The organism is Limnochorda sp. (genome assembly GCF_047459355.1).
Lineage (GTDB): Bacteria > Bacillota > Limnochordia > Limnochordales > Limnochordaceae > Limnochorda.
The window spans coordinates 1-22,402 of sequence record NZ_VSCV01000027.1 but is presented as its reverse complement, the minus strand read 5'-3'; the positions used below and the strand labels follow the sequence as shown (position 1 = coordinate 22,402).

Here is a 22,402-nt window from a genome sequence, read left to right as displayed (position 1 = left end):
CTTTTCCTCCATCACAGACCCTCAGACTGGGACACTTTCAGGGTAGCATTTACACACGGATGTAAGCGTGGAGGCGCTCGATGGTTGGCCCCTCTTCCGAGAAGGGGCCCACATGGAGAACTTGGGCGGCACGGCCCTCCGTGAACTCTTCCAGCCGGAGCCGGTCGATGGCGGCGAGCTTCTTCTTCCGCTTGGTCTCCGTCATGGCTTCCTCGATGACCTCGGGAGCGACGAAGTCGGGCTGCATGATCATCATCGTCCACTTCCAGCTCGCCCGATCTCCGGTGACGAACGCCGACATGTCATCAGCCCACCACAACCCTTCAAGGGGCATAACTGCGTAGTCGCAGAGCTTGAGCTCGTTTTTCACCTTGAACTTGGTCGCGTACGAGACGGAGAAGAGAGCCTCCACCGCCTGCGCGTACTCGCTCGAGGTGTTCGGGTCGCCCTGGCCATCAATCATCAGGAAGCGAAAGGTGGGCACATCCACCTCCACAACCTCTTTGACGGACGCGCTGTACAGGTGTTTCAGCTCTTTCCGCAGGTCGATCCTCTGCATGGACCAGGCTCCTTCGTGGGCAAGGGTGCTGTTAGAGCGGCGGCTGGTCGGCTGCGCTCGGGCCACGGCCCGCTGTCTTTGGACTACGTTCGTCAAGAAGCGTGGGCTAGATCCAGCGACGGACAGACCGCCTATATGTCTCGTATTCTTCCTTGAAGATCCGGCTCAATGCCTGTTCTTCGTCACGCAGAGTACGCCACGAACTCGTGGGCGCGCGAAGGCGGGGTCACCTTCTCCACCGCCGGGCATCGAGGCGGTACCTGCGGAAGGGCTTGCTGTCAAGCTCCACCTGCTCTTCAAACTGAAAGCCGAGACGGGCCATGGTCCGGTCACTCTGCCGGGAGAGCGGCAGCATGATGGTCACAGACTCAAGCCCCAGGTTTTCGAAACCGTACTCGAGGATCCGTTCCAGAAGTGCCTTGCCATATCCCCAGTAGTTCGGGTGAAGGACCATGGCGACATCAACGTTGCCATCCTCAGGCTGCAAGCCACCCCACCCGGCAAATTGACCATCGATCAGAAACCCCCAGGGCCCGCAGCCGTGCTCGGCCCACAGCTGCTCCTTGCGGGCGATGAAAGCGTGATAGTCCTCTTCCGTGAAAGGGAGCTTGAGCAAAGGCATGTGGCGGGCAGTCAGGGGATGGTTCATGAGCTCGATGATGTCGCATTTGTCCACGTCCGGCAGCCGGACGAACTCGATGTTCATCGCGTTACCCAATTCCCGGGAAAGGGCTGCCGCTCGCTCAGTTCGGCAACAGGCTCTTCATCTGGCTGAAGATGAACTCGGCCGCCCGCCGGGGGCTCAACCGGTAGATGAGATCCATCAGCCGGGCATCGGAGCCCACCAGCACCCGATCCCGGTCCTCCTCCATCCCTTTCACGATGATCTCCGCCGCTTTGCGAGGATCCATGGGCTTGATCGGGCTCCGTCCGTTGGCCTGGGCCAGGTTCGCGTTCAGACCCACGCCCGAGTTGGCAGCAATGTTGGTGCCGATGGCGCCGGGGTAGACGCCCGTCACCCGCACAGTGGTGTTCAGCAGTTCGGACCGAAGGCCCTCGGTGAAGAGCTTGACCGCCGCCTTGGAAGCCCCGTAGATGGTCTGCCCCGGCACCGGCAGGAAACCGCCCATACTCGAGATGTTGACGATGTGGGCCTCGGGCCGCTCGAGCAGGTGGGGGAGGAACGCCTTGGTCATGTAGAGGGTGCCGTAGAAGTTGACGTTCATCACCCGCTCGATGGCGCCGTAATCCAGCTCCCCCACCCGGACGAAGGGCTGGATGATCCCCGCCCCGTTGATGAGGCCGTCCACCGCCCCATGGATCTGGATGACCTCCTCCGGCAGGGCGGCCACCGCCTCCCGGTCGGTGATGTCCAGCCGGTGGGTGGAGAGCCTCCCGGTGTGTTCCCCGGCCAGCTCCCGGACCTGGTCCAGGCCGGCTTCATCGATGTCTACGGCGGCCACCCGAGCGTCCTTGGCCAGCAAGACCAAGACCAGCTCCCGGCCGATCCCGTTGCCGCCACCGGTCACGACGATGGTCTTGTTCTGGACCTGCATGAGCTTCCTCTCCCCCCAAGGTTTCGTGCGTGCTCCGACGTGGGCGGACATTCCAAACCGACAGACGGCGAGGAGAGACGAGCGACAGGGAAGCCTAGCGACGCGAGGCGCCACCGGCTCCTATTGCCAATTCTAACAATGACCGTTCCTGTTGTCGAGAAAAGGCGAGGGGGGACCTCACGGCCGCCTGGCCCGCTGCTCCGCCTCCCGGGCCAGGTGGGTGATGGTGGAGAGAAAGAAGAGGGAGGCGATGGCGGGCGCCACCACCAGGTACAGGATGGCCAGCGCAGGCACCCGCTCCGGGCCAGGACTGGGGTCCAGGACGGCGGCCCGCTGGTGGATCTGGAGGAGCCACAACCCGCCGATGAGGATGGCGTTCATCCACAGGAGGTAGCGGGCGGTGAGGTGGCGGATGCGGGCCTGGTCCTCGGGCCGAAACTCGGTGATGGGCGTGGCGGTGGGCAGGTTGAAGTGCCGGGTCCGCCGGATCAGGGGGACCAACCCATAGCTCCCCAGGCTCAAGGCCGCGGCGGTGATGGGGAGGGCCAGCCACTTCCCCAGGCTGGGCGCGGCCTCCAGCGGGCCGCCGGGGCCGATGGGTTCAGGAAGGTGGGCGGGCGGGGCGGGGAAGACCGCCCACGACCACGCCCAGAGCCCCACCAGGAGGACGGCGTTCACCAGGTGGACCCAGGGGACGGAAGCCCCCGGCCCGTCACCGCTCCCCCACCGGCTCATGGCACCTCTCCCTCCAAGCTAGGTCTGGGGGGCGGCCCGCCGGGCCACCACCTTCTCGCGCCAGCGCCCGGTGCTGAAGTAGGTCCAGTTGAGGATCATGCCGAGGACGAAGCTGGTCGTCATGCCCCACCAGATCCCGGCGCTGCCCAGGCCCGCCGGGTAGGCCAGGTACCACGCTAAAGGCACCCGGACCCCCCACAGGGTGACGAGGCTGACGATCATGGGCGGCAGGGTGTCGGCCGCCCCCTGCAGGGCCCCGGTGGCCAGGAACATGAGGGCCAAGGGAACGAAACCCACCCCGATGATCCGCAGGTACCGGGCGCCTTCCGCGACGACGGCCGCATCGTCGGTGAAGATCCGCATCAGGGCCTCACCCTCCAGCCAGACCACCAAGGTCATGACGAGGGCGATGGACACGCTCAGAACGGCCGCGGCCCGGACTGCCTCCTTCGCCCGATCTTCCCGACCCGCGCCCAGATTCTGCCCCACCAGCGCGGTCACCGCGAAGCTGATGGACTGGGCGGGCAAGAAGGCGAGGGAGTCCACCCGGCCGCCGGCGCCGAAGGCGGCCACCACCGTCGGCCCGAAGGTGTTGGCCAAGGTCGCGACCACCAGCATGGCCGACGAGACCAGCCCCGACTGGACCGCTCCCGGAATGCCGACCCGAAACAGGGTCCCGACCAGCTTCCCGTCCAGGCGCCACTCCGACCGCTCCCGGGGCAGGAGGTTGGTCTGACGGCGGATGTACCGGACGGCGAGCACCGCGGCCACCACCTGGGCGATCAGGGTGGCCCACCCCGCGCCGGCCACGCCCAAGGCCGGGACGGGCCCCAGGCCGATGATGAAGATGGGGTCGAGGACGATGTTGGTCACGGTGGCCACGATCAGGAAGACCAGGGGCGTCCTCGAGTCGCCCAGCCCCCGCAGCACCGCGCTGAAGATGTTGAACAGGAAGAAGGGGATGAGCGCCAGGAGGAAGATCCCCAGGTAGACGGCCGCATCCTCCAAAATCTCCTCGGGCGTGCGGATCAGCTGGAGGAGCGGCACCCGCCAGACGACGCCGACCACCGTCGAGGCCAGGCCCAGCAGGACGAGCAAGATCACCGAGTTGGCCACCGTCCGCCGGACCTGGGTCTCGTCGCCGGCACCCCGGAACTGCGCGACCAGGGTGGTGGTGGCCATGGTCAACCCCGCGACGGTCGCCACCAGGATCATGGTGATGGGGAAGCTGACCGAAACCGCCCCCAGGGCGTCGGCCCCCAAGTACCGCCCCACCCAGAAACTGTCGACGGTATTGTAGAGGACCTGGAAGAGATTGCCAACAAAGAGTGGCCAGGAAAACTCAATGAGATGCCGCCAGACGCTGCCGGTGGTCAAGTCCCGCATCCGGCGCGCCGCGGTCTCGACCTCAGATCCATTCCGACTCATGGATGATGAACGGGCTCCTTTTGTTCCCTTCGGTGGGCAAGCGATAGGTACAACTTGCAGTATACCACAATCCCCGCCCCCGCCCTACTGGGCCCGGTCCGGAGAGCCCCTTCTCGCTCCAAGGGTTCAGTGGTTGCCCGTCAGCTGGAGGCCGATGATGCCCGCGATGAGCATGGCCAGGGAGAGGATGCGGAGGGGCTCGCGCGACTCGCCGAGCCAGATCATCCCGACGATGGCCGTCCCGGCCGCGCCGATCCCCGTCCAGACCGCATAGGCCGTGCCCAGAGGCAGGCTCTTGAGGGCTTGGGCCAGGAAGACCATGCTCAAGATCATGAAGACCACGAAGCCAACGGTCGGAAGCAGACGGGTCAGGCCGTGGGACTCCTTCAACAGGAGAGCCCACGCCATCTCGAAGAGGCCAGCGATGAAGAGGATGACCCAGGCCATACCGATGCCTCGCACTCCGTTTCTCTGAGCCGACGTCGCCCGGAGGATCACCCGGCGCCGCGGCCCGGTCGGGCGCAGCCCATGAGGCCCGGAGAACCCTCGTTCCAGGCCGGGCCCCCGAGCGCGACGATCCTGGTGCATTGTACCACGCCCCGGACCCTGGGGCCACGGCCCGCCCTGGCCTGGTCAGGGGCAGCGATCAGCGGCAAAGTGGTCCGTCTGCCCGCCCCGGCGGCACCGGTACGCCTCCCGGGCCTCGGCCAAGGTCCATGCCCCCGCCTCATCCCGGGTCAGGTGGAACTCGTTCCAGATGGCCCGGACCGAATCGTCCGCCAGCTGATCCCGGATCACCGTCACCGTCGACGAGGCCGGCGCCTCCGCGGCCCCGTCGGCCCGCACAATCCCCACCGTCTGCCCTTCTAGATCTTCCAGGAAGGCCAGGCTGATCCACAGGGGGTTCTCCACCCAGGGCTCCCCCGCGTCCCGGGCTGCCTCCAGCAGACGGTTGAAGGCGTCGGTCTCCAACTGTCGGGAGGACCTCACCGGGACGGCGAAGAGCTCTTGGACCACCTCCGGCGCCTGGCCCTCCCCTGCCCCGCCCCTGGAGAGGGCCCCCATGAGCCAGGCCACCCCCAGCCCCGCCAGGGCCACCACCATCAACGCCAGAAGAAACCGGAGCCCGCGCGCCATGCGACACCCTCCTCTGCTGGGTAGGCTTCCTCCCCCTCCATTCTTGAGCCCTCCCCACCCCAGCCCTCCCACACGAAGAGAGCCCTCCCGGAGCGCGGTGCGGCAACCCCTGGGGCCCTTCCCGCCGGCCTGCAACCCCCGTCCCGGAAGACGAACAGAGCAAGGGCCTGCAAGGTCGCCCTTGCAGGCCCCGTCGCTCCTACGACGCCGACGGCGCCTCACCACCGGCGGCTCAGCCTCGCCGGCCCAGGAGTGCCAGCGGCCCATCGCCCTCGGCCGCTGCGGCCGGGCTCAGTCCCCTGGATCCCCGGCCTGGTAGGGCCCCAGGATGGCCACCGCCTCCTGGGCCAAGGAGAGGTCGATCACCTGCCGGGGGTCGACCTCCCCCACCAGCGCCCCGTTGGCCTTGTAGAACTCGTACTGGTCCACCAGGCTCTCCACGTTGACGCCGCCGTCGGGATCCAGTCCCGGCGGCTGGACCCGGGACCAGAGCTCCGGATCCTTGAGCAGGGTATACTCGGTCATCACCTGGACCACCCGTTCCCGGTCGCCCCGGCCGTGGAAGAAGACGTCGTTGAAGTCCCGCAGGCCCTTGAGGTAGGCGAGCATGAAGCGGAGGGCCACCTCCCGGTCGGCGACAAACTGGGGCGAGGCGAGGACCACCGCCACCTGGGCGTCGGGCAGGTAGACGCTGGTGTCCAGAAAGCGCTCAATGATCCCCTGCTCCACGCCCGAGGTGATCAGGGGCTCGATCTCCATGGCCACATCAATCGCCCCGGTGGCCAGGCCGGCCAGCATCTGGGCGAAGTCCTGGATCACCACCAGCTCCACGTCCTCTGGACCCAAGCCGCCCGCCTCCAGGGCCTTGACGGTCATGTAGTGGTCCACCGCATCCTGGGCCGAGTAGGCCACGGTGAGCCCTTTCAGGTCGCTGTAGTCGCGCACCTGGTCGGCGAGATCTTTCCGGATCACCAGGGTGAAGTAGGAGCCCGTCTCCACCGCATGGCCCTTGTCGCTGATGATCCGCACATCGAACCCTTGGGCCACCGCATTGAAGAGCGACGCGGAGCTGATCCCCCCGGCGACGTCCAGCTGCCCGGCGGCGATGGCCGGCAGCATGTCGTCCGAGTTGATGAAGGTGACCCACTCCACCTCGATGTTGTACGCCTTGAAGTACCCCAGGGCCTCGGCCAGGTAGAAGCCCGCGCCGCTGGCCGCCCCGTCCTCGGCGATGCGGACCTTCACCGGCCGGGGCAGAGGGTCCAGATCCCCCGTTTGAGCCGCCGCGCCCCAGCCGGCCGCGCCCCAGGCAACCACCAGGACGACGGCCAGCACCGTTCCCATCATCCTTGGCACCATCCACATCCCTCCTCCGGCTTCCCACGGTATGCAGCCGGAGGCGGCGTGGGGTCTGTCCCGACCGGGGGATCAGGCCCCCGATTCCCGGTGGCCCACCACCTCCCGGCGGAGGTGGTGCCAGATCCGGACGAAGAGCTCGCCCACCCGGGGATCGCTCCGGAGGGTCTCGATCTGGCGGGGCCGGGCGAGGGGCACGGGGATCGCCTCCACGATCCGCCCGGGGCGGGCGCTCATGAGGAGCAGCCGGTCCCCCAGGAGGATGGCCTCATCGATGCTGTGGGTGACGTAGACCACCGTCCGCCGGTGCTCGCTCCAGATCCGGAGGAGCTCTTCCTGGAGGAGGAAGGTGGTCTGCTCATCCAGGGCCGAGAAGGGTTCATCCATGAGCAAGATTTCGGGCTCGGTGACGAAGGCTCGGGCCAGGCTGACCCGCTGCTTCATGCCCCCCGAAAGCTCCTTGGGGTACGCGTGGCGGAAGGGGAGGAGTTGGACCTTCTCCAGGAAGCGCTCGGTCCGTTCCCGGATCTCCCGGCGGGGCAGCCCCCGCATCTGGAGGCCGAAGGCCACGTTCTCCTCCACCGTCATCCAGGGGAGGACCCCCTGCTCCTGAAAGACCATGGCGTTCAACGGCGCCTGGGGCGCCCTCCGGCGGATCTCCACCGTGCCCGCGCTGGGCGCCTCCAAGCCGGCTAAGATCCGCAGGAGGGTGGACTTGCCGCAGCCGCTGGGCCCGAGGAGCACGCAGAACTCTCCTTCGGGGATGGCCAGGGAGACATCCTCCAGGGCCGTCACCTGCCGGTCCCCCCGGCGGAAGACCTTGTACAGGTGCCGGACCACGATCTTGGGCGGGGCTGGGTCGGGGGAACGTCCATCCCCGCCGGCCCAGCCCAGGGAGCCTTGGGTCATGGGGTCACCTCCAGGGGGTCAGCTTCTGGGCCAGCGCCCGCAGGGCGAGGGAGAAGAGGTACCCCAGACAGGCGATGGTCATGAGCCCGACGAACATGCGGGCGATCTGGAACGTCTTGTAGGCGGTCCAGATGACGTAGCCGATGCCCTGGCTCGCCGCCACCATCTCCGCGGCGACGATGGTGAGCAGGGCGATGGCCTGGCCCATCTGGAGCCCCTCGAACATCACCGGGAGCGCTCCGGGCAGAGCGATGCGGGTGAAGAAGCTCCAGCGGGAGGCGCCGTAGTTCCGGGCCACGTCGATGTAGATGGGCTCGATGCCCGCCACCCCCGCGGCGGTGTTGATCACCACGGGAAAGAAGACGCTGGTGGCGATGGTCATCCACTTGGAGAGCTCGCCTAGGCCGAAGAGGATGATGAGGAGCGGCACCAAGGCCATGGTGGGGATGGGCATGAGCGCCCCGATCAGGGGGGCCACCAGGGCCCGCACGGGCCGGTACAAGCCCATGGCCAGACCCAGCACGATCCCGGGCACCGCCCCTAAAAGGAAGCCGATGGCGATCCGGCTCAACGAGGCCCGAACGTGGTACCAGAGATCCCCCGACGCCACCATGGCCACAAGGGTGCTGAGGATGTGGCTGGGCGGCGGAAAGAAGCGGGTGTCGATGAGCTGCAGTTGGGCCAGAAGCTCCCAGAGTCCCAGGACCACCAAGGGCCCCAGGAGAGTGAGGAGCCGTTCCAGGCTCCGGCTCCGCTGCTCGGCCCGCCAGGCCCCATCCTCCAAGACGGGCAGAGCGTTCCCGCCCCCCGATCGCCGGCCGGGGGCCAGTCGCTGTTCCTGCGTCGTTGCCTGCTCCATCCCACGACCCCTTCCGCCCCCTTCCTATGCGGGGCCTGGTCGTGGGGTCACGGTGGAGGGGCCGGTTCGGGGCCCGGGCCCGTGGCCCGGACCCTCCGCCGGCGGGCGTCAGCTCTTGAGGACGTCGTGCTGGATGTGGCGCTTCCCCTCGCGCTCGCTGATGATCCCCACGGCCACATGGGCCCCGTGGCCGGCGGTGATGATGGTGTGGGGGTTGGCCCCCGCCAGGACCCCGGCAGCCCAGATGCCGGGCATGCTGGTCCGCCCGTCCTGATCCACCTTCACCACCCGGGCCAGCCGCTCCCGGCCATCGGTGAACTCAAGGCCCAGGGCCTCGGCCAGCGTCACCACCGAGCCGGTGGCCAGCAGCACCTGCTGGGCCTGGAAGGTCCGACCATCCTCGGTGGTCAGGGTGAAGCCCTCCCCCTCCCGGGCAATGGCGGTCACCTCGGCGGTCACCCACTGGGCGCCCAACTTCTCCGCCTGGCGCTGGCCGCCGTCCACCAGATCGGGGCCGGAGATGCCTTGGTCGAAGCCGTAGTGGTTTTCGATCCAAGCCCGCCGCGTCTGGCCCCGGCCGTTGTCCAGCACCAGGGTCTTCAGGCCGGCCTTAGCCAAGAAGACGGCTGCACTGCCCCCGGTCGGTCCTCCACCAACCACTGCCACGTCGTACATCAGCGTCCCCTCCTCGTCAGATGTTGCTCCGAGTGCCAGTACGCAGTGCCCTTGTGATATAGCTCCCGTCCCTGGGCCCGTCAAGGGCGGGCGGGGAGCCAGAAAGGGACGAAGGATCGGGCGCGCCCCTGGCGCCCTCCTCCATGGAGGGGCCCCGCTGGGCCCGGCCCACCGCAGCCGGGCACGAAAAGCCAAGGGAGGGCTCAGCCCTCCCCGGCCCGGACCGCCTCCACGAAGGCTTCGACGGTCAAGACGGTGGCGGGCAGGCCCAGGGCCTGGCCCAGGCGGGTGATGGGGGGCGCCTGGAGCCCGGCCGCGGCCAGAAGCTCCGGCTGGGCGAAGATGGCCTCGGCTGTATCGTCGGCCAGGACCCGGCCGTCCTGGAAGACCAGCACCCGCTGGAAGTGGCGGGCGACAAACTCCATGTCGTGGGTGATGGTGATCACCGTCCGGCCGGCCCGGGCGAGCCGGTCGACGATGGCCCCCAGCTGGCGGACCCCCACCTGGTCCTGGGCGATGGTGGGCTCATCCAGAATGATCACCGGCGTCCCCATGGCGAGGACGCTGGCCACCGTCACCAGCTTCCGCTCGGCCAGGCCCAGGTCGTAGGGGTTGCGCGCTTCCAACCCCTCCAGCCCCAGCTCCGCCAGGGCCGCTTCGGCCCGCTCCCGGGCCTCCTGCGCGGAGAAGCCAAGATTGAGGGGGCCGAACATCACCTCATCGAGCACCCGGCTCTTGAAGAGCTGGTCCGACGGGTTCTGGAAGACCAGCCCCACCGTCCGGGCCAGCTGCGCCACCGTCATCTGCCGGGTGTCCACCCCGGCCACCAGCACCTGGCCCTCCACCGGCTTCAACAGCCCGTTGAGCAGCCGCACGAAGGTGGACTTGCCCGCCCCGTTCTGGCCCACGATGGCCGTAGCCCCCGGGCCCAGATCGAGGGTGATCCCCTTCAGCACGGGCCGGCCCGGGGTGTAGTGAAAGTGGACGTCCCGGGCTTGAATGATGGGCTGCCGCTCGCTCATCACCGCCCGCCCCTCCTCGCCTGGCCCACCGCCACCGCCTCCGCCAAGGTGACGGGGTAGGTGCCGTCCTCCAGGACCCAGCCCAGGGCCTTGGCCGCCTGGGTGACGGCCGGCACCGCCACCCCCAGGGCGGCCACATTCTCCCGGGCGAAGACCTGCCGGGGCGGGCCGTAGGCGATCTGGCGGCCCTGGTGGAGGACCAGGATCCGGTCCGCGTGCTCCGCCAGCCGGTCCACCTTGTGCTCCGCCATCACCACCGCCATGCCCCGGCGACACAGGGCGGTCACCGCCTCGAAGACTTCCTCGGTGCCCGCGGGGTCCAGCTGGGAGGTGGGCTCGTCCAAGATGAGCACCTCCGGCTCCATGGCCAGCACCGAGGCGATGGCCAGGCGCTGCATCTGGCCGCCCGAGAGGGCGAAGGGGCTCTGATCCTTCACCGCCTCCAAACCCAACAGGCGCAGGGCCTCATCGATTCGCCGGCGCATCTCCTCCCGGGGCACCCCCGCATGCTCCAGGCCGAAGGCCACCTCTTCGTAAACGGTCAGCTTGGCGCCGGAGATCTGGGTGAAAGGATTCTGGAAGACCAGGCCCGCCCGGCGGCTCACCTCCGCCACAGTGCTCCGGTGCACATCCAGCCCCGCCACCCGCACCTGCCCGCCGATGGCCCCCTTGTAGAAATGGGGCACCAGCCCCACCAGAGCCTGGCAGAGGGTGGACTTGCCCGCCAGGTTGGGCCCGATGACCCCGATGAATTCGCCCGGCTCCACGGTGAAGGTGATGCCGTCCAAGGCCAGCCGCTCCTGCCGGGGGTACCGGTACCGCAGGTTCTCCACCTCAATGACCGCCATCCCAGGCCACCCCCTCCCTCACCATCCCAAGAGCCACCGCCCCGCGATCCCGGCCGCCAGCGCCGCCACCGTGACCAGCCGGGCGGCGGTGGCGTAGGGCGGGATCACCTCTTCCTTGAGGAAGGTGGGCCGGCCCTCGCCCGAGAAACCCCGCACCTCCAGGGCCAGGGCCCGCTCCTCGGTGGCGATGAGGGAGCCGGTCACCAAGGGCCCCATCACGGGGACGAAGGCCTTCAGACGGACCCAGAGGCTCCCTTCGGTCTCCAGGCCCCGGGAGCGCTGCGCGTCCATGATGGTGGAGGCGGTGGCCATCATGGTGGGGATTACCTGGAGGACGGCCATGATGACGTAGCCCAGCCGGGGCGACGCCCCCCGCCGGACCACAGCCTCCACCAAGTCCGACGGGTGGGTGACCAGCACCAGAATGAGGGTGGCGGAGAGGATGTTGTAGAGGCGCAGGGCCAGGCGCAGGCCCACCAGGAGGCCCTCCCGGTAGAAGACGATGGGCCCCAGGGTGAGGGCGGGCACCGCATTCCCCGGGTAGACCAGCCCCTGCACCACCAGGAAGGTGCCGGCGACGATGGCCACCCCCACGTAGACCGCGGCCGCCCGGTGGAGCACCCCGGCCGAGCCCAGCACCGCCAGGAGGAGGACGAGGAGCAGGGTCCCCCCTTGGAGGCTGGGAAGGAGGAAGGTAAGCCCGATCCCCACCACGGTCATGAGCAGCTTGGTCATCGGATCGAGCCGGTGCACCCAGGTGTCACCCGGCACGTAGAGGCTGAGCCGCACCCCTCATCACCTCAGAAGGGGCTCCGGACAGCCAGGCTGCCCGGAGCCCCCATCCCTTCCCGCGACCCTACAGGGACTCCACCTCGCTGCGCGAGCCGCTGAAAAGCCCCACCAGCCGCTCGGGCAGCGCCTTGAAGATCAGGTAGGAGACGATGACGGTGGCCAGCTTGTCGGGGAGGTCGACCACGGCCTCATCCAGGAAGGAGGCGAGCCAAATGGGCCAGCCCCGCCCCACCAAGGCCGTGTAGAGGGCGTCGCCCCAGACGTTCCCCGTCTGACCCTCCCAGAGGATGACGTTGATGGGCGTGGAGACGACGGCCGCCACCCCCGCCACGATCAGGCCCAGGACCACCACCCGGCCGAAGCTGGAGATCCAGCCGGTGAAGGCCAGATACCCCACCACCAGACCGATGGCGATGCTGGTGATCAGGTACCAGAAGGAGATGGGGTCGGCCGTCAGGCCGAAGATGATGTTGTTCACCGCGCCCGAGAGCGCCCCCACCCAGGGCCCGGCTAGCATGCCAGCCAGCACCGTGCCGATGGAGTCCAGCCAGAGGGGGAGCTTCAGGCCCGCCGCGATCAGCTTGCCCACGTAGTTGATACCAACAGCAACAGGGATGAGGACGATGGTGAGCGTCGTAAACCGCAGCGCCCACGGGTTGCCTTGCGGTTCAGCGGCCATCCGACGTGCACCTCCTGAGATCTACCTCTGCTTCTCCTCCAGCCAGAGCCGGCACGCCCCCCGCAGCGCGGCCTGGATGGAGGCCCGCTGCCCCGCAGCCGCCGCCTCTTCGCTGGCGACCAGGCGGTTGATGCCCTCCTCCAGCTCGCCCTCGGCCGTCACCACCACGTTCAGGATGCTGCCGGCCCGGACGCCCCGGAGCCGGGCCACGGTGAAGAGGGCGGCCGTCTCCATGTCCGAGGCCAGCACCCCCCGGGCGGCCCAGGAGCGGGTCAGCTCCTCCTCCCGGTCGGTGTAGAAGCTGTCGTGGCTCCGCACCAGCCCGCTCCGGACGGGCACACCCAGCTCCCGGGCGGCCTGGGCCAGGGCGACGGCCAGCTCGGGATCGGCGACCGCCGGGTATCCCGCGGGGACGTACATCCCGCTGGCCCCGTCCTCCCGGACGGCCCCCTCCGCCACCACCAGGCTCCCGATGGGCATGCCAGGCTGGAGGGCTCCGGCGCTCCCCACCCGGACCAGGATCCGGGCGCCGATCCGGATCAGCTCTTCCACCGCGATGGCCGCCGACGCCCCGCCGATCCCCGTAGAGGTGGCGGAGACGGGCACACCCTGGAAGCGCCCGGTGATGGTGCGGAACTCCCGGTTGGAGGCCACCTCCTCCACCTCCTCCAGCTCCCGGGCGATCCAGTCGATCCGGCCGGGATCGCCGGGCAGGAGGACCACCGGCGCCACATCGCCGGGTCCGCACTGAATGTGGGGCTCTTTGGCCGGCATCTCTTGGCGGGCCACCCTCACGCCTCCTCGGAGAAGCAGGTTGCCGGGCTCTTCAGGCGGCTGCCAAGAGAAAGATCAGGATGAAAAGGCCACCGCCTGAGCCGGTGCCCCGAGGCACCGGCGTACCCTTACGGTGCCCGGCCGCCGTTCACATGTTCATACTTTCGGCATGGGCGGGGTCGGACCTTTACCAGGGCCCGGCACGAGCCGGTAGACCTTCTTGGGACGGCCCACTCGCTGGTAGTCCAGCGAGACCTCCACCTGGCCCGTCTCTTCCAAGTACCGCAGGTACCGGTATGCGGTGGCGGGGCCGAACCCCCCTTGGCTCGCCACCTGGGGCGCGGTCACCCCTTCCGGGGCACCAGCCAGGATGGCTTGGACACGCTCCAAGGTAGGCCCCTGGATCCCCTTGGGCAGACTCCTCCCCCCGGCAGAATCTGGACCCAGGCTCAATCCAGGGGCAGCTCGGCGGGTTTGGCCGGCATTCCCTGGCCGGGTCCGGAGGTGGACCCGGAGCCGGGCGAGAAGGTCTGGGGCCCGGATGGGCTTGAGGGCAAAGTCACTTGCCCCCGCGGCCATGAAGGCGTCGGCCAGCTCCTGCCGCTCATCGACCGTGAGGATCACGATGGGCAGGTCGGGGTACTGTTCCCGGAGGATCCGGGTGAGCACCAAGCCGTTCTCCCCCGGAAGGTGATAATCAACGATGGCTGCATCCGGCGTCCGGCGGGCCAGCCAGTGGAGGGCCGTCCGCCCGTCGGGAAAGGTGACCATGGTCCAGCCGACGTGCCGGGCGATGCCCCGCAGGGTGTACCGGATCCCGGGATCGTCATCGACGGCCATGAGGAGAGGCGGCAGCATCGTCTCCACCCCCAGCCTGAACCTCCTTCCCGTCGGCGGGAATGCGGATCACCACCAGGGTGCCGCGGCCCGCCACGCTGGTCAGGGTCAGCCGGCCACCGAGCTCCCCTTCCACCACCTGCCGGGCAAAGGTGAGGCCCAACCCCGAACTGCCCTCCAGGCTGAACCCGGGCTCGAAGACGCGCTGGGCCACCGCCGGCTCCATCCCTGATCCCCAGTCCCGCACCCGGATCCGGAGTTCCCGGGAGGTGCCCCCCACCTGGACCCGCACTCGCCCGTGGGACCCCGCGGCTCGCCGGGCGTTGGCCAAGACGTTGAGGAGGGCCCGGCTCAAGCGGAGGAGGTTCACCCGAACCCAGGGCAGCCGGGACGCGACCTGGAAGAGGGTCGGCTCGCCCACAGGCTGCCCCTCCATCCCCGACCCTTCCACCGCGGACCACTGGGCCCGGAGGTAGCGGAGCAGCTCGTGGCCGCTCACCCGCCGGGCGGCGCGAGGCGAGCGGATCTCCGCGATCATCTGGTTCATGGTGGCGACGGCCCCTTCGATCTGGACGATGTGGCTTCGCAGGGACCGGTCCGACGCGATCTGGGGCGCAAGGCCCAAGAGGCTCACCAGGCCCGAGACGGTCGTCAAGGGTGTCTTCAGATCGTGGACGAGGGCTTGCACCTCCATCAAGGACCGGTTGCGGGCGGTCGCCGCCCGGGCCTGGGCCTCGGCCCGGGCCGCGTGGAACTCTTCGGCTTGCCGGGCGAGGAGCACCTCCAGGTGCTGGTGGAAATCGACCATGAACTTGGCCATCACCACCGCGACGGCCGTGAAGACCCCAAAGCTGACCAGCCCCCACAGGTTGAGCAGATCCTCGGCACCCAAGAAGGCCGCCGCCAGTTTCACCTCCACGGAAAGGTCCCCGTGGCCGAATCCGTACGGGGTCAGGGCGGGCACCACATCCAGCCATTGGAGGCCGAAGAGGAAGACCGTAAGGATGGCCGCCCGCATGAAGCGGCCGTGGGTCGCTTCGGCCATCTGGTGCACGCCCGCGGCGGCCAGCACGCCGGCCACCGCCGGCCCGCCCAAGTCGTACCGCACCCCATGGACCAGCTGGATCAGACCGTAGACCCCTGGAATCACGAGCAGGGGCGTCAGCCAGCCGATCCACCGCCCGTTCTTTCCCTCTTGGCCCAGCCGGAGGGCCTCGGCCGTCAGGAACGCCCCCACATAGATGGGCACGGCCCGGACGGTGTTCAAGATGACCAGCGCTCCCGCGGCCAGGAGGAGCTGGCCGCTGTCGTACACCTCGATGGCCCGGCGGATCTGGGGAAGGATGTCCAGGGTCTGGTGGGTGAACCAGCCAGGCAAGGCAGCCCCCAGCCCGATCAAGAAAAGTCCCAGACGCCCCGGCCGTCCGAGCCGCCTCACCATGAGGACACCCCCGGGAGGGGAACGGGGTCCAGGGGAAGGCCCTTCCGCAGAGCCAGCTCCCGCACGTTGAGCAGGTGGAGCACGGGCACCTGCCGGCCCGCCATGACCGAAAGGACCCCTTGCCGCTCCGGGGGACAGGCCGGAACTTGCTCGGGCCAGAGGAGCCCCGGCGGCAGCCCGGCGACCGCGCCGCACGACCCCAGGGCCGCCTGCCCACCGCCCACGTTCACATAGACAGCCACGGGCCGGCCGGCCTCCCGGGCGGCGTGGTCGAAGAGGGCGAGGCGGATCTGGACCGCCTCGGCCAGGCCCGCCAGCTCCAAAAGCCGCGGGCCGTCGGCCCGGGCCGCAGCGGCGCGGAGGGCCGCCACCCCCTCGGGCATGAGGCCCCCACCCCGGTCGCCTTCACCGCCCAGGGTATAGGCCAGTGAACGCTGGCCGATCAAGCCCTCCTCGGCCAACACCTGCTCCATGTCGGCCCAGGTCCACTGGGGCAGGTTGGCCCCCCACATGGAGCTGCCGAGGGACGCGACGGCGGCGAGCTGAAGGTCCAACACGTCGGCCGCAATGAAGACGGCCAGGTTGAGCCCGGGGAAGGAGCCGGAAAGGGTGGCCGCCACCACGTCCCCTGGGCGCGCCCCTGCCTGCCAGAGGGCCTCGGCCACCACCCCGGCCCACTGAGGATTGGTGGCCGTCCGCTTGGCGACCGGATCCCCCAAGGTGGTGGTGATCTCGGTAAAGGCCGCGCCGATCAGGCCCGTCCGGTTGGGGTCATGCACCCGGTCCCAAGGAAGCCCCCGCGCTTCCCGGGCTTCGGCCAGAAGGGGCAGGGCCTGGGCCATCCGCCGGACCGCCTCGGCCCGGATCCCGTCAGGGAGCCCGGCCTCGGGGCTGGTCCCGCCCAAGGGCGGCAGCCAGCCGGCGGCCAGGCAGGCCCAGTAGCCCGCCACCAAGACCACGGTCGCCACCAGCAAGCGGCCTGGCGGCTGAGGAAAGCGCCCCAGGCGGGGCCGGTAGACTGGGGCCCTTCTGGCTCGCCCCTCCTTCCCCCTCATGAGCTCCCGTTCCCCCTCACAACCCCCATCCGGCCAGCAGGTGGAGCGCCAGCCGGGTCAGAACCGCCAGGCCCAGGGTAACGGCCAGGGTGGGCAGGGCCCCTTGCCGCTCCATCTCGTTCGCGAGGAGGCCCGGCACGATGTACCCGATGGCTCGGATGTCGGCGCCAGCCGCCGCCAGGTGGGGCGCGAGACGAGCCAGCGCCCAGCTTCCCACCATGCCCACCACCAGCATGGCGCCGTACCGGCGCCGCCCGAAGAGGATCACCACCCGCCCCAAGCCGTAGGCGACCGCGAGCCAGGTGGCGGTGGCCACCAGGAGGGTCGCGCCCACCCGGAGGGGCTGGTCCAGAAAGAGGGCCAGGTAGCCCGGAGCCACCATGCCCCCCGCGGTCAAGCCGATCCCTTCGTACACGAGCAGGTTGAGGAGCACCCCGATCCCCACCGCCCGTTCAACCATGGTCAGCGCCCCCCTCCCCTGGCGGGACCAGGCGGCCTTCGGCCCCCAGGGGGACCGGTTGCCAGGGCTCGTAGGCCCCCTGCCACCCCCGGGCGCCACGGGTGTTCCCGCCGGCGAGGACCACCACGCCCGGAGGCTCCTCGCATGCAGGATCGCCGGCTGGTCGAAGACGCCAACGGCGCAGCAAAGCTCCCGGTTCCGTGGGCCCTTGGCGGGCGCCCCCGCCCAAGAGGCGGGCCCCGCCTGGGTCGCCCGTGGCCCACACCGTGACGGACCCCACTCCCGCCCCAACCCGGAGGAGTTCGGGCAGGCGCTGGCCGAACCGGAGCGCCCGTTCCGCCCGGTCGTGCCGGTGGTGGTAGATCACCCGCACCTCGAAGGGCTCGGCGGGCGGGCACGCCGCCAGCGCTCCGCGCAGCACCCGAGCCAGGGAGTCGGGATCGTTGGCCGCGAGCCCGTCGATGAGGAGGGCCCCCAAGGGGCCCGGCCCCTCGACTCGGGTCCAGCGGGCGGTGCCCGGCTCGGGGAGGGCGGCGGCCATCCCCCTCCAGGTCACCCGTTCCTCGATCCCCAGCAATTGGGCGACTTGGAAGACCACACCCAGGTTCTCGGGCGCGTGCCAGGCCAGGTACGGCCTCAGCTCCTGCGGAGCCCGGGAGGGAGGAACGGGTGGGGCCAGAAGAGGTTGGGTTCCCCGCCGGCGGGCCTCCCTGGCCAGGAGGGGAAAGGCCTGCTCGTCCCCCACGACCAAGTGACCCTCCACGGGGATGGTGTTGGCCAGGGTGCGGGCGATCTCGGCCCGATCCCGACCCATCACGTCGCCATGGTCCTCCCGAACGTTGGTGATGACCCCCACGGTGCTCTGGATCATCCGGTGTTCGCTGGTCCAGAGGGCCTCGGGATGCAGGGCCATGCACTCCAGCACCAAGGCCTCGCACCCCAAGCGCGCGGCCCGCTCCAGGGCCCGGGCCTGCTCCCGGATGGTCGCCCGGCCGCTTCGGCGCTGGACCGGCGCTTCGGTCCCATCGGGCAGGAGCCAACGAGCCTCCGTCCCCGTCACCTTGCCCAGAGCCCGCCGTCCAGCGGTGAGGAGCACGCCCATCAGCAAGCGGGTCACCGTCGATTTGCCCCGGGTGCCGTTGACGTGAATCCGGACCGGCACCGCGCTCCGGGCCCGCCGCAAGCGGAACTCTTCAGCCCAGCCCAACCCCGCCAGGACGGACCCGAGGACCACCACGTCCCACATGGCGCCTCCCCCATCCCCGCTATCACTTCGGACCCATCCCCAGCCCCTTCCTCCCCCGCCGGTGGAATTCCGGTCGAATGAAGAAGGGAAACCCCCGCTTTCTCCAGGAAGCGGGGGTGGTCCCGGATCGCGGCTTAGTTGAGATGGGCTCCGAGCCCGCGCGCCTCCAGATCGGCGTAATCGGGCGCGGTGTACTCGAAGGCGAAGCTGGGATCGGCCATGGTGAAGGCCTCCAAGACACTCCGAATGGTGGCCAGCTGGGTGCCGACCCGCTTCCACAGAGGCGCCTCGGGATCCCCGACCACATCGGGGTTCATCCGATCGGGCGCCTGGCCGGGGTTGGGCGTTTCGATCAAATACGCGTACGCGTCCGTCTCATCGCCCCACTCCCGGTGGCTCAGACCCCGGAAGTCCTCGGAAGAGTGCTCCAGCTTCATGGAGATCCCTTCCAGCTCCAGGTTGAGCAGGGCCAGGGCCCCGATCTCCAGCCCCTTGGGGTGGCTGATGAGCATGTTGGCCAGACGGGAGGTGGGACCCGCCTCGTGAAGGTCGAAGGCGACGTGGACGTTCTCCCGCCGGATGAGCTCCACCATGGCGTAGCTCACCTGTTCGGTCAGGGTCCCATCAGGGCGGCCCGGGTGCACCCGGTCCAGGTTCCGGATCTCGTACCCTTCGAAGGTGGAGCCCTTGGGATGAACGTAGACGGCCGGATCAGGGGTCCCGTGGTGGTCGGGATGGGTTCGCCGGGCGCCGTAGCGGAAAGCCCGGGGACCACTGGGGGTCACCAGCCAGATCCACTCCGGATCGCCGTACTCCACCTCCGCGTAGGTGGAGGCGCTGTTGTTGGCCCGCGGGATGACGATGAGACGCCCTTGGGTCACCACCGCCTTCTCCACCAGGACCGTCGCGGCCATCACCCCGGCAATCTCGTTCCCGTGGGTGCCGCCGGCCACGAAGACGGTGGAGCCGGGTTGGCTCCCTTCCAAGATGTAGACCGGCGTGTCGCCGGGGGTCCCCCGCAGGGGTGGATGGTACTCGCTCAGCCAGACCATCCGGGTAACGCCCACCCCCGGCCGGATATCGTGGCCGACATAGGGCCCCGATCCGGCCGCGGCGGCCAGGGGCGCCACCAAAGCCAAAAGGAGCACCCATGCCCCCGTGCGAGCGCCCCAACGCTTCCGAGAGACGTGGACCATCGCACTCATCCCCTCTCCATCGTCGACTCCGGGTCCGACGACCCGGGCGGGGCAAGCCAGCCTCGATTTGATGAGGGATCAGCGAATGAGGAGCATGCGGAGGAGGAAGGGGAGCAAGACCAAGGCGGCCGTCAGCTGCTCACCCAGCCCGCGTCCCCGCAGCAGATTCCAGGCGACCAGGCCGCTGACGTAGATCAGCAGGACCCAGGAAGGCCACGCCATCCATCCCCCTCCTCTCAGAAGAGGAACCGTCCGATGGGCTCAGCCCAGACCACCAGCGCCACGCCCGTCAGGAGGGTCAGCAGGGCCGGCACCAGAGCACGCCGGAGCACCTTCCAGTACGAAGGCTCGTTTACCACCTGAGCGGCGAAGATCCCAGCCAAGGCCGTGGGGGGCACCAGATCGCCCACCCCGGCCACGATGGAGAGCCCTGCCGTGGTGACCAGATCATTCCGGCCCAGGAAGGCCAGAAGGAAGGGGACCCCTAGGACCGAGGCGGCGCCGAAGGCGGAGACCGCCCCGAAGAGCGGGAGGCCCACCGCCATCGCCCCGTACTGGGCCAGCGCCGGCATGCTCAAGAGCTCCACCACCAGCCAGCCCCGCCCGCCCGTCGCGGTGAAGACTTGGATGAACATCCCCACCCCGGCCAAGATGGCCAGAACGGGAATGGCCTGACCCACCGCCTCTCGGGCACACCGGTGCCAGGCGAAGCGCCGGCCGTCCAGCACCCACGCGACCACCGCCCCGATGAAGAAGATCAAGGGCAACCCCAGGTTGAGGAAGCTATGGGGCCACCACCGTTCGGCGGTCATCAGGAGCGCCACCGTGAGCCAGGGCACGAGATGGCGCCCCAGGGGACCGGACTCCCCGGCAGCCGCCGCCGGTGGCTCGGGCGAGAGCCCAGCGGACCCTTGGTGGCTCCGGCCCAGGGCGGGCAGCCCCAGATACCAGGCGGTCACCAAGGCCAGGGGGACCGTCGCCAGCAGGAGGGGCGGTTCGAGGCCGACGTAGGGCAGATCCACCCCACCTCCGATGAGCATGGCTGGGATGTTGACCGGGGGCGCCAGCATGCCATAAATGGCCGCCATGGCCACAAAGGCCCCGGCCCGGTCCCGGTCCAGACCCAAGCGGATGAGGACCGGGGCGACCAGCGCGCCCGTGGTGAGGACAGCGGCGGTGGAGGACCCGGTGATCATCCCCGGGAGCATGACGACCACGGCCAGGAGGGGCAGGAGGAGCAGGGGCCGGCGCCCGAAACGGACCACCAAAGCGGAAGCCAGGGCCGGCAGCCCACCCGAAAGGGTGGTCGCCTGGACGAAGATCATGGCACTGGCGATGATGAGCATGGTGTCCAGGTAGCCCAGGCTCCCCTCCAAGAGGTGGCGGGGCAGCTCGGACGCCAGGCCCCCGACCAGCCCGCCCACCGTGGCGGCCAGGGCCAGGGCGAGCCCCAAAGGAACGCGGGCCGCCATGGCAGCGACGACGAAGACCGTGACCATGAGGACGACCACGACTGCTGGCGAGACCACCCGCGTTCCTCCTTACCTCACGCGCCGAAGAGACGGCTCAGCGGTTCCCGGGCATCGACGATCCGCTCCACCTCCGTGAGCGGGATGCCGTACTCCTGGGCCAACTGCGTGAAGAAGCCGTCCTCATTCCCCGACCGGACCACGATCATGGCGTCCGCATAGGCGGCCACCGCCTCGATCAAGGGATTGGAGGAAGGGCCGCGCCGGGCCGTGCCGCCCACGTGCATGAGGAGGACGAAGGCGTCCTGGGCCTTGGCCTGCTCCAACAGGGCCGTCACCCGCGCCATCTCCTGCTCCTCGTTGATGCCGGCCGCGCCCAACCCCTTGGCGCTCGCGCCGACCACCACCACCAGCGTCCGGTAGCCCGCCAAGCTTTCAGCCTGCACCAGGGGATCGAAGTCCAGGCCCAGCTTCAGCTGGGTGTTGGCCAGCACGTTGACCATCACCGCGTCAGAGCTCTGCCCGGCCGAGGTGATGATGCCGGGCTTGGCCGCCGGAGCGGCGGCCGCCGACGGGCCCCCACCGGCCAGGGCCGCCAGGCAGAGGGTGGCGGTCGCCACCACGGTGATCCATAACCGGGTCCGTAGACTCCCTTGCATGCTCGTTCCCTCCCAATTCGTTCCGGGCATGCCCGTCACGCCGGGCGGCCCGCCGGATCAGTACCCCACCACGCCACCGCTCCGGCGGGGATCGGCCCCACCCACCATCTCGCCCGTCTCCCGGTCGAAGAGGATGCCTTGAGCCCCGCCGAAGAAGAGGTCATACGCGCCCCGGACCTCCAGGGTGTACCCCATGGCTTCCAGCTCGGCCAGGACGGGAGCCGGCATCCGGCTCTCCACGTGGAGGTTGGCCTCGGTGTCCCGGGCGTAGAAGCGGGGGGCCTCGATGGCCTCCTGCAGGCTCATCCCGTAATCCACCAGGTTGACCAAGAGCTGGACCATGGTCGAGACGATCCGCCCCGCGCCGGGCGTCCCGATGGAGAGGACGGGCTCGCCATCCTTCAAGAGCAGCGTGGGCGCGATGGTGGTCCGCATCCGCTTCCCAGGGGCCAGGCTGTTGGGAAGCCCCGGCCGGGTGCTGAAGTTGGCCATCTCGTTGTTCAGGATGATGCCGGTGCCCGGCACGGCCACCCTGGCCCCGAAGAAGCTGGAGATGGTCTGGGTCAGCGCGACCACGTTCCCGTCCTGATCGGCCGTGGAGAGGTGGGTCGTGCTGGCCGACTCAGCCTCCGGCACCGGATGGCATAGGCCACCCGCTCGGTCAGCGTCCCGTCGGGCCGTCCGGGGTAGCTCCGGTTGAGGTTACGGGT

The 22,402-nt window shown here is 69.3% G+C and carries 26 protein-coding genes; all 26 read right to left on the bottom strand.

Translation table 11 applies throughout. From position 1 onward, the window contains the following. Positions 1–49: 49 nt before the first annotated feature. Positions 50–559: a GyrI-like domain-containing protein gene (locus FWJ67_RS09125; protein WP_304171468.1), complete on the bottom strand. Its 510-nt coding sequence runs from the start codon at positions 557–559 to the stop codon at positions 50–52. 226 nt (positions 560–785) lie between these two features. Beyond that, on the bottom strand, positions 786–1,265 hold the full coding sequence (locus FWJ67_RS09120; protein WP_414482726.1) for a GNAT family N-acetyltransferase: 480 nt from the start codon (positions 1,263–1,265) through the stop codon (positions 786–788). A gap of 37 nt (positions 1,266–1,302) precedes the next feature. Continuing rightward, complete coding sequence (locus FWJ67_RS09115; protein ID WP_304171464.1) at positions 1,303–2,115, bottom strand: SDR family NAD(P)-dependent oxidoreductase; 813 nt, start codon at positions 2,113–2,115, stop codon at positions 1,303–1,305. Between the two features lie 177 nt (positions 2,116–2,292). Next, positions 2,293–2,850: a hypothetical protein gene (locus tag FWJ67_RS09110; RefSeq protein WP_414482480.1), complete on the bottom strand. Its 558-nt coding sequence runs from the start codon at positions 2,848–2,850 to the stop codon at positions 2,293–2,295. Between the two features lie 18 nt (positions 2,851–2,868). Then, positions 2,869–4,278 carry an MATE family efflux transporter gene (locus tag FWJ67_RS09105; RefSeq protein ID WP_304171460.1) on the bottom strand — a complete coding sequence of 470 codons (1,410 nt, stop codon included), beginning with the start codon at positions 4,276–4,278 and terminating at the stop codon, positions 2,869–2,871. A gap of 126 nt (positions 4,279–4,404) precedes the next feature. Then, on the bottom strand, positions 4,405–4,725 hold the full coding sequence (sugE, locus tag FWJ67_RS09100) for a quaternary ammonium compound efflux SMR transporter SugE (RefSeq protein WP_304171457.1): 321 nt from the start codon (positions 4,723–4,725) through the stop codon (positions 4,405–4,407). Positions 4,726–4,911: 186 nt separating this feature from the next. Next, entirely contained in the window at positions 4,912–5,415 is a 504-nt protein-coding gene (locus tag FWJ67_RS09095) for a hypothetical protein (RefSeq protein WP_304171455.1), read from the bottom strand. Between the two features lie 291 nt (positions 5,416–5,706). Continuing rightward, positions 5,707–6,774 (bottom strand): ABC transporter substrate-binding protein, encoded by a 1,068-nt coding sequence (locus FWJ67_RS09090; RefSeq protein WP_304171453.1) that lies wholly within the window; start codon positions 6,772–6,774, stop codon positions 5,707–5,709. 69 nt (positions 6,775–6,843) lie between these two features. Continuing rightward, the gene (locus FWJ67_RS09085) at positions 6,844–7,680 is read right to left on the bottom strand and encodes an ABC transporter ATP-binding protein (RefSeq protein ID WP_414482408.1); all 837 of its coding nucleotides are present in this window, start codon (positions 7,678–7,680) and stop codon (positions 6,844–6,846) included. Positions 7,681–7,684: 4 nt separating this feature from the next. Then, complete coding sequence (locus FWJ67_RS09080; protein WP_304171448.1) at positions 7,685–8,539, bottom strand: ABC transporter permease; 855 nt, start codon at positions 8,537–8,539, stop codon at positions 7,685–7,687. A 108-nt stretch (positions 8,540–8,647) separates the two neighbouring features. Further along, positions 8,648–9,214: an NAD(P)/FAD-dependent oxidoreductase gene (locus FWJ67_RS09075; RefSeq protein WP_304171447.1), complete on the bottom strand. Its 567-nt coding sequence runs from the start codon at positions 9,212–9,214 to the stop codon at positions 8,648–8,650. Between the two features lie 203 nt (positions 9,215–9,417). Then, entirely contained in the window at positions 9,418–10,236 is an 819-nt protein-coding gene (locus tag FWJ67_RS09070; protein WP_304171475.1) for an energy-coupling factor ABC transporter ATP-binding protein, read from the bottom strand. Beyond that, positions 10,236–11,084 (bottom strand): energy-coupling factor ABC transporter ATP-binding protein, encoded by an 849-nt coding sequence (locus tag FWJ67_RS09065; protein ID WP_304171445.1) that lies wholly within the window; start codon positions 11,082–11,084, stop codon positions 10,236–10,238. Before FWJ67_RS09065 ends, FWJ67_RS09070 begins: the two co-directional genes overlap by 1 nt. An 18-nt stretch (positions 11,085–11,102) precedes the next feature. Next, a complete protein-coding gene (locus tag FWJ67_RS09060; protein WP_304171443.1) occupies positions 11,103–11,873 on the bottom strand; it encodes an energy-coupling factor transporter transmembrane component T family protein in 771 nt (256 codons plus the stop codon). Positions 11,874–11,940: 67 nt separating this feature from the next. Continuing rightward, positions 11,941–12,555: an ECF transporter S component gene (locus FWJ67_RS09055; protein ID WP_414482407.1), complete on the bottom strand. Its 615-nt coding sequence runs from the start codon at positions 12,553–12,555 to the stop codon at positions 11,941–11,943. 21 nt (positions 12,556–12,576) lie between these two features. Continuing rightward, complete coding sequence (locus FWJ67_RS09050; RefSeq protein ID WP_304171438.1) at positions 12,577–13,344, bottom strand: nucleoside phosphorylase; 768 nt, start codon at positions 13,342–13,344, stop codon at positions 12,577–12,579. A gap of 141 nt (positions 13,345–13,485) precedes the next feature. Then, entirely contained in the window at positions 13,486–14,187 is a 702-nt protein-coding gene (locus tag FWJ67_RS09045; protein ID WP_304171473.1) for a response regulator, read from the bottom strand. Further along, positions 14,156–15,607 carry a sensor histidine kinase gene (locus FWJ67_RS09040; protein ID WP_414482725.1) on the bottom strand — a complete coding sequence of 484 codons (1,452 nt, stop codon included), beginning with the start codon at positions 15,605–15,607 and terminating at the stop codon, positions 14,156–14,158. Before FWJ67_RS09040 ends, FWJ67_RS09045 begins: the two co-directional genes overlap by 32 nt. Next, positions 15,601–16,575 (bottom strand): poly-gamma-glutamate system protein, encoded by a 975-nt coding sequence (pgsW, locus tag FWJ67_RS09035; protein ID WP_304175048.1) that lies wholly within the window; start codon positions 16,573–16,575, stop codon positions 15,601–15,603. Before pgsW ends, FWJ67_RS09040 begins: the two co-directional genes overlap by 7 nt. Before the next feature lie 103 nt (positions 16,576–16,678). Then, the gene (gene pgsC, locus FWJ67_RS09030) at positions 16,679–17,122 is read right to left on the bottom strand and encodes a poly-gamma-glutamate biosynthesis protein PgsC (RefSeq protein WP_414482724.1); all 444 of its coding nucleotides are present in this window, start codon (positions 17,120–17,122) and stop codon (positions 16,679–16,681) included. Beyond that, positions 17,115–18,368 carry a poly-gamma-glutamate synthase PgsB gene (gene pgsB, locus FWJ67_RS09025; RefSeq protein WP_414482723.1) on the bottom strand — a complete coding sequence of 418 codons (1,254 nt, stop codon included), beginning with the start codon at positions 18,366–18,368 and terminating at the stop codon, positions 17,115–17,117. Before pgsB ends, pgsC begins: the two co-directional genes overlap by 8 nt. 134 nt (positions 18,369–18,502) lie before the next feature. Next, entirely contained in the window at positions 18,503–19,573 is a 1,071-nt protein-coding gene (locus tag FWJ67_RS09020; RefSeq protein WP_414482722.1) for a succinylglutamate desuccinylase/aspartoacylase family protein, read from the bottom strand. A 69-nt stretch (positions 19,574–19,642) separates the two neighbouring features. Next, the gene (locus FWJ67_RS09015) at positions 19,643–19,786 is read right to left on the bottom strand and encodes a hypothetical protein (RefSeq protein ID WP_304172344.1); all 144 of its coding nucleotides are present in this window, start codon (positions 19,784–19,786) and stop codon (positions 19,643–19,645) included. Between the two features lie 14 nt (positions 19,787–19,800). Beyond that, on the bottom strand, positions 19,801–21,093 hold the full coding sequence (locus FWJ67_RS09010) for a TRAP transporter large permease subunit (protein ID WP_304172346.1): 1,293 nt from the start codon (positions 21,091–21,093) through the stop codon (positions 19,801–19,803). Positions 21,094–21,110: 17 nt separating this feature from the next. Then, complete coding sequence (locus FWJ67_RS09005; protein ID WP_304172348.1) at positions 21,111–21,692, bottom strand: DUF6305 family protein; 582 nt, start codon at positions 21,690–21,692, stop codon at positions 21,111–21,113. 57 nt (positions 21,693–21,749) lie between these two features. Beyond that, a complete protein-coding gene (locus FWJ67_RS09000; RefSeq protein ID WP_414482721.1) occupies positions 21,750–22,328 on the bottom strand; it encodes a gamma-glutamyltransferase in 579 nt (192 codons plus the stop codon). Between the last annotated feature and the right edge of the window lie 74 nt (positions 22,329–22,402).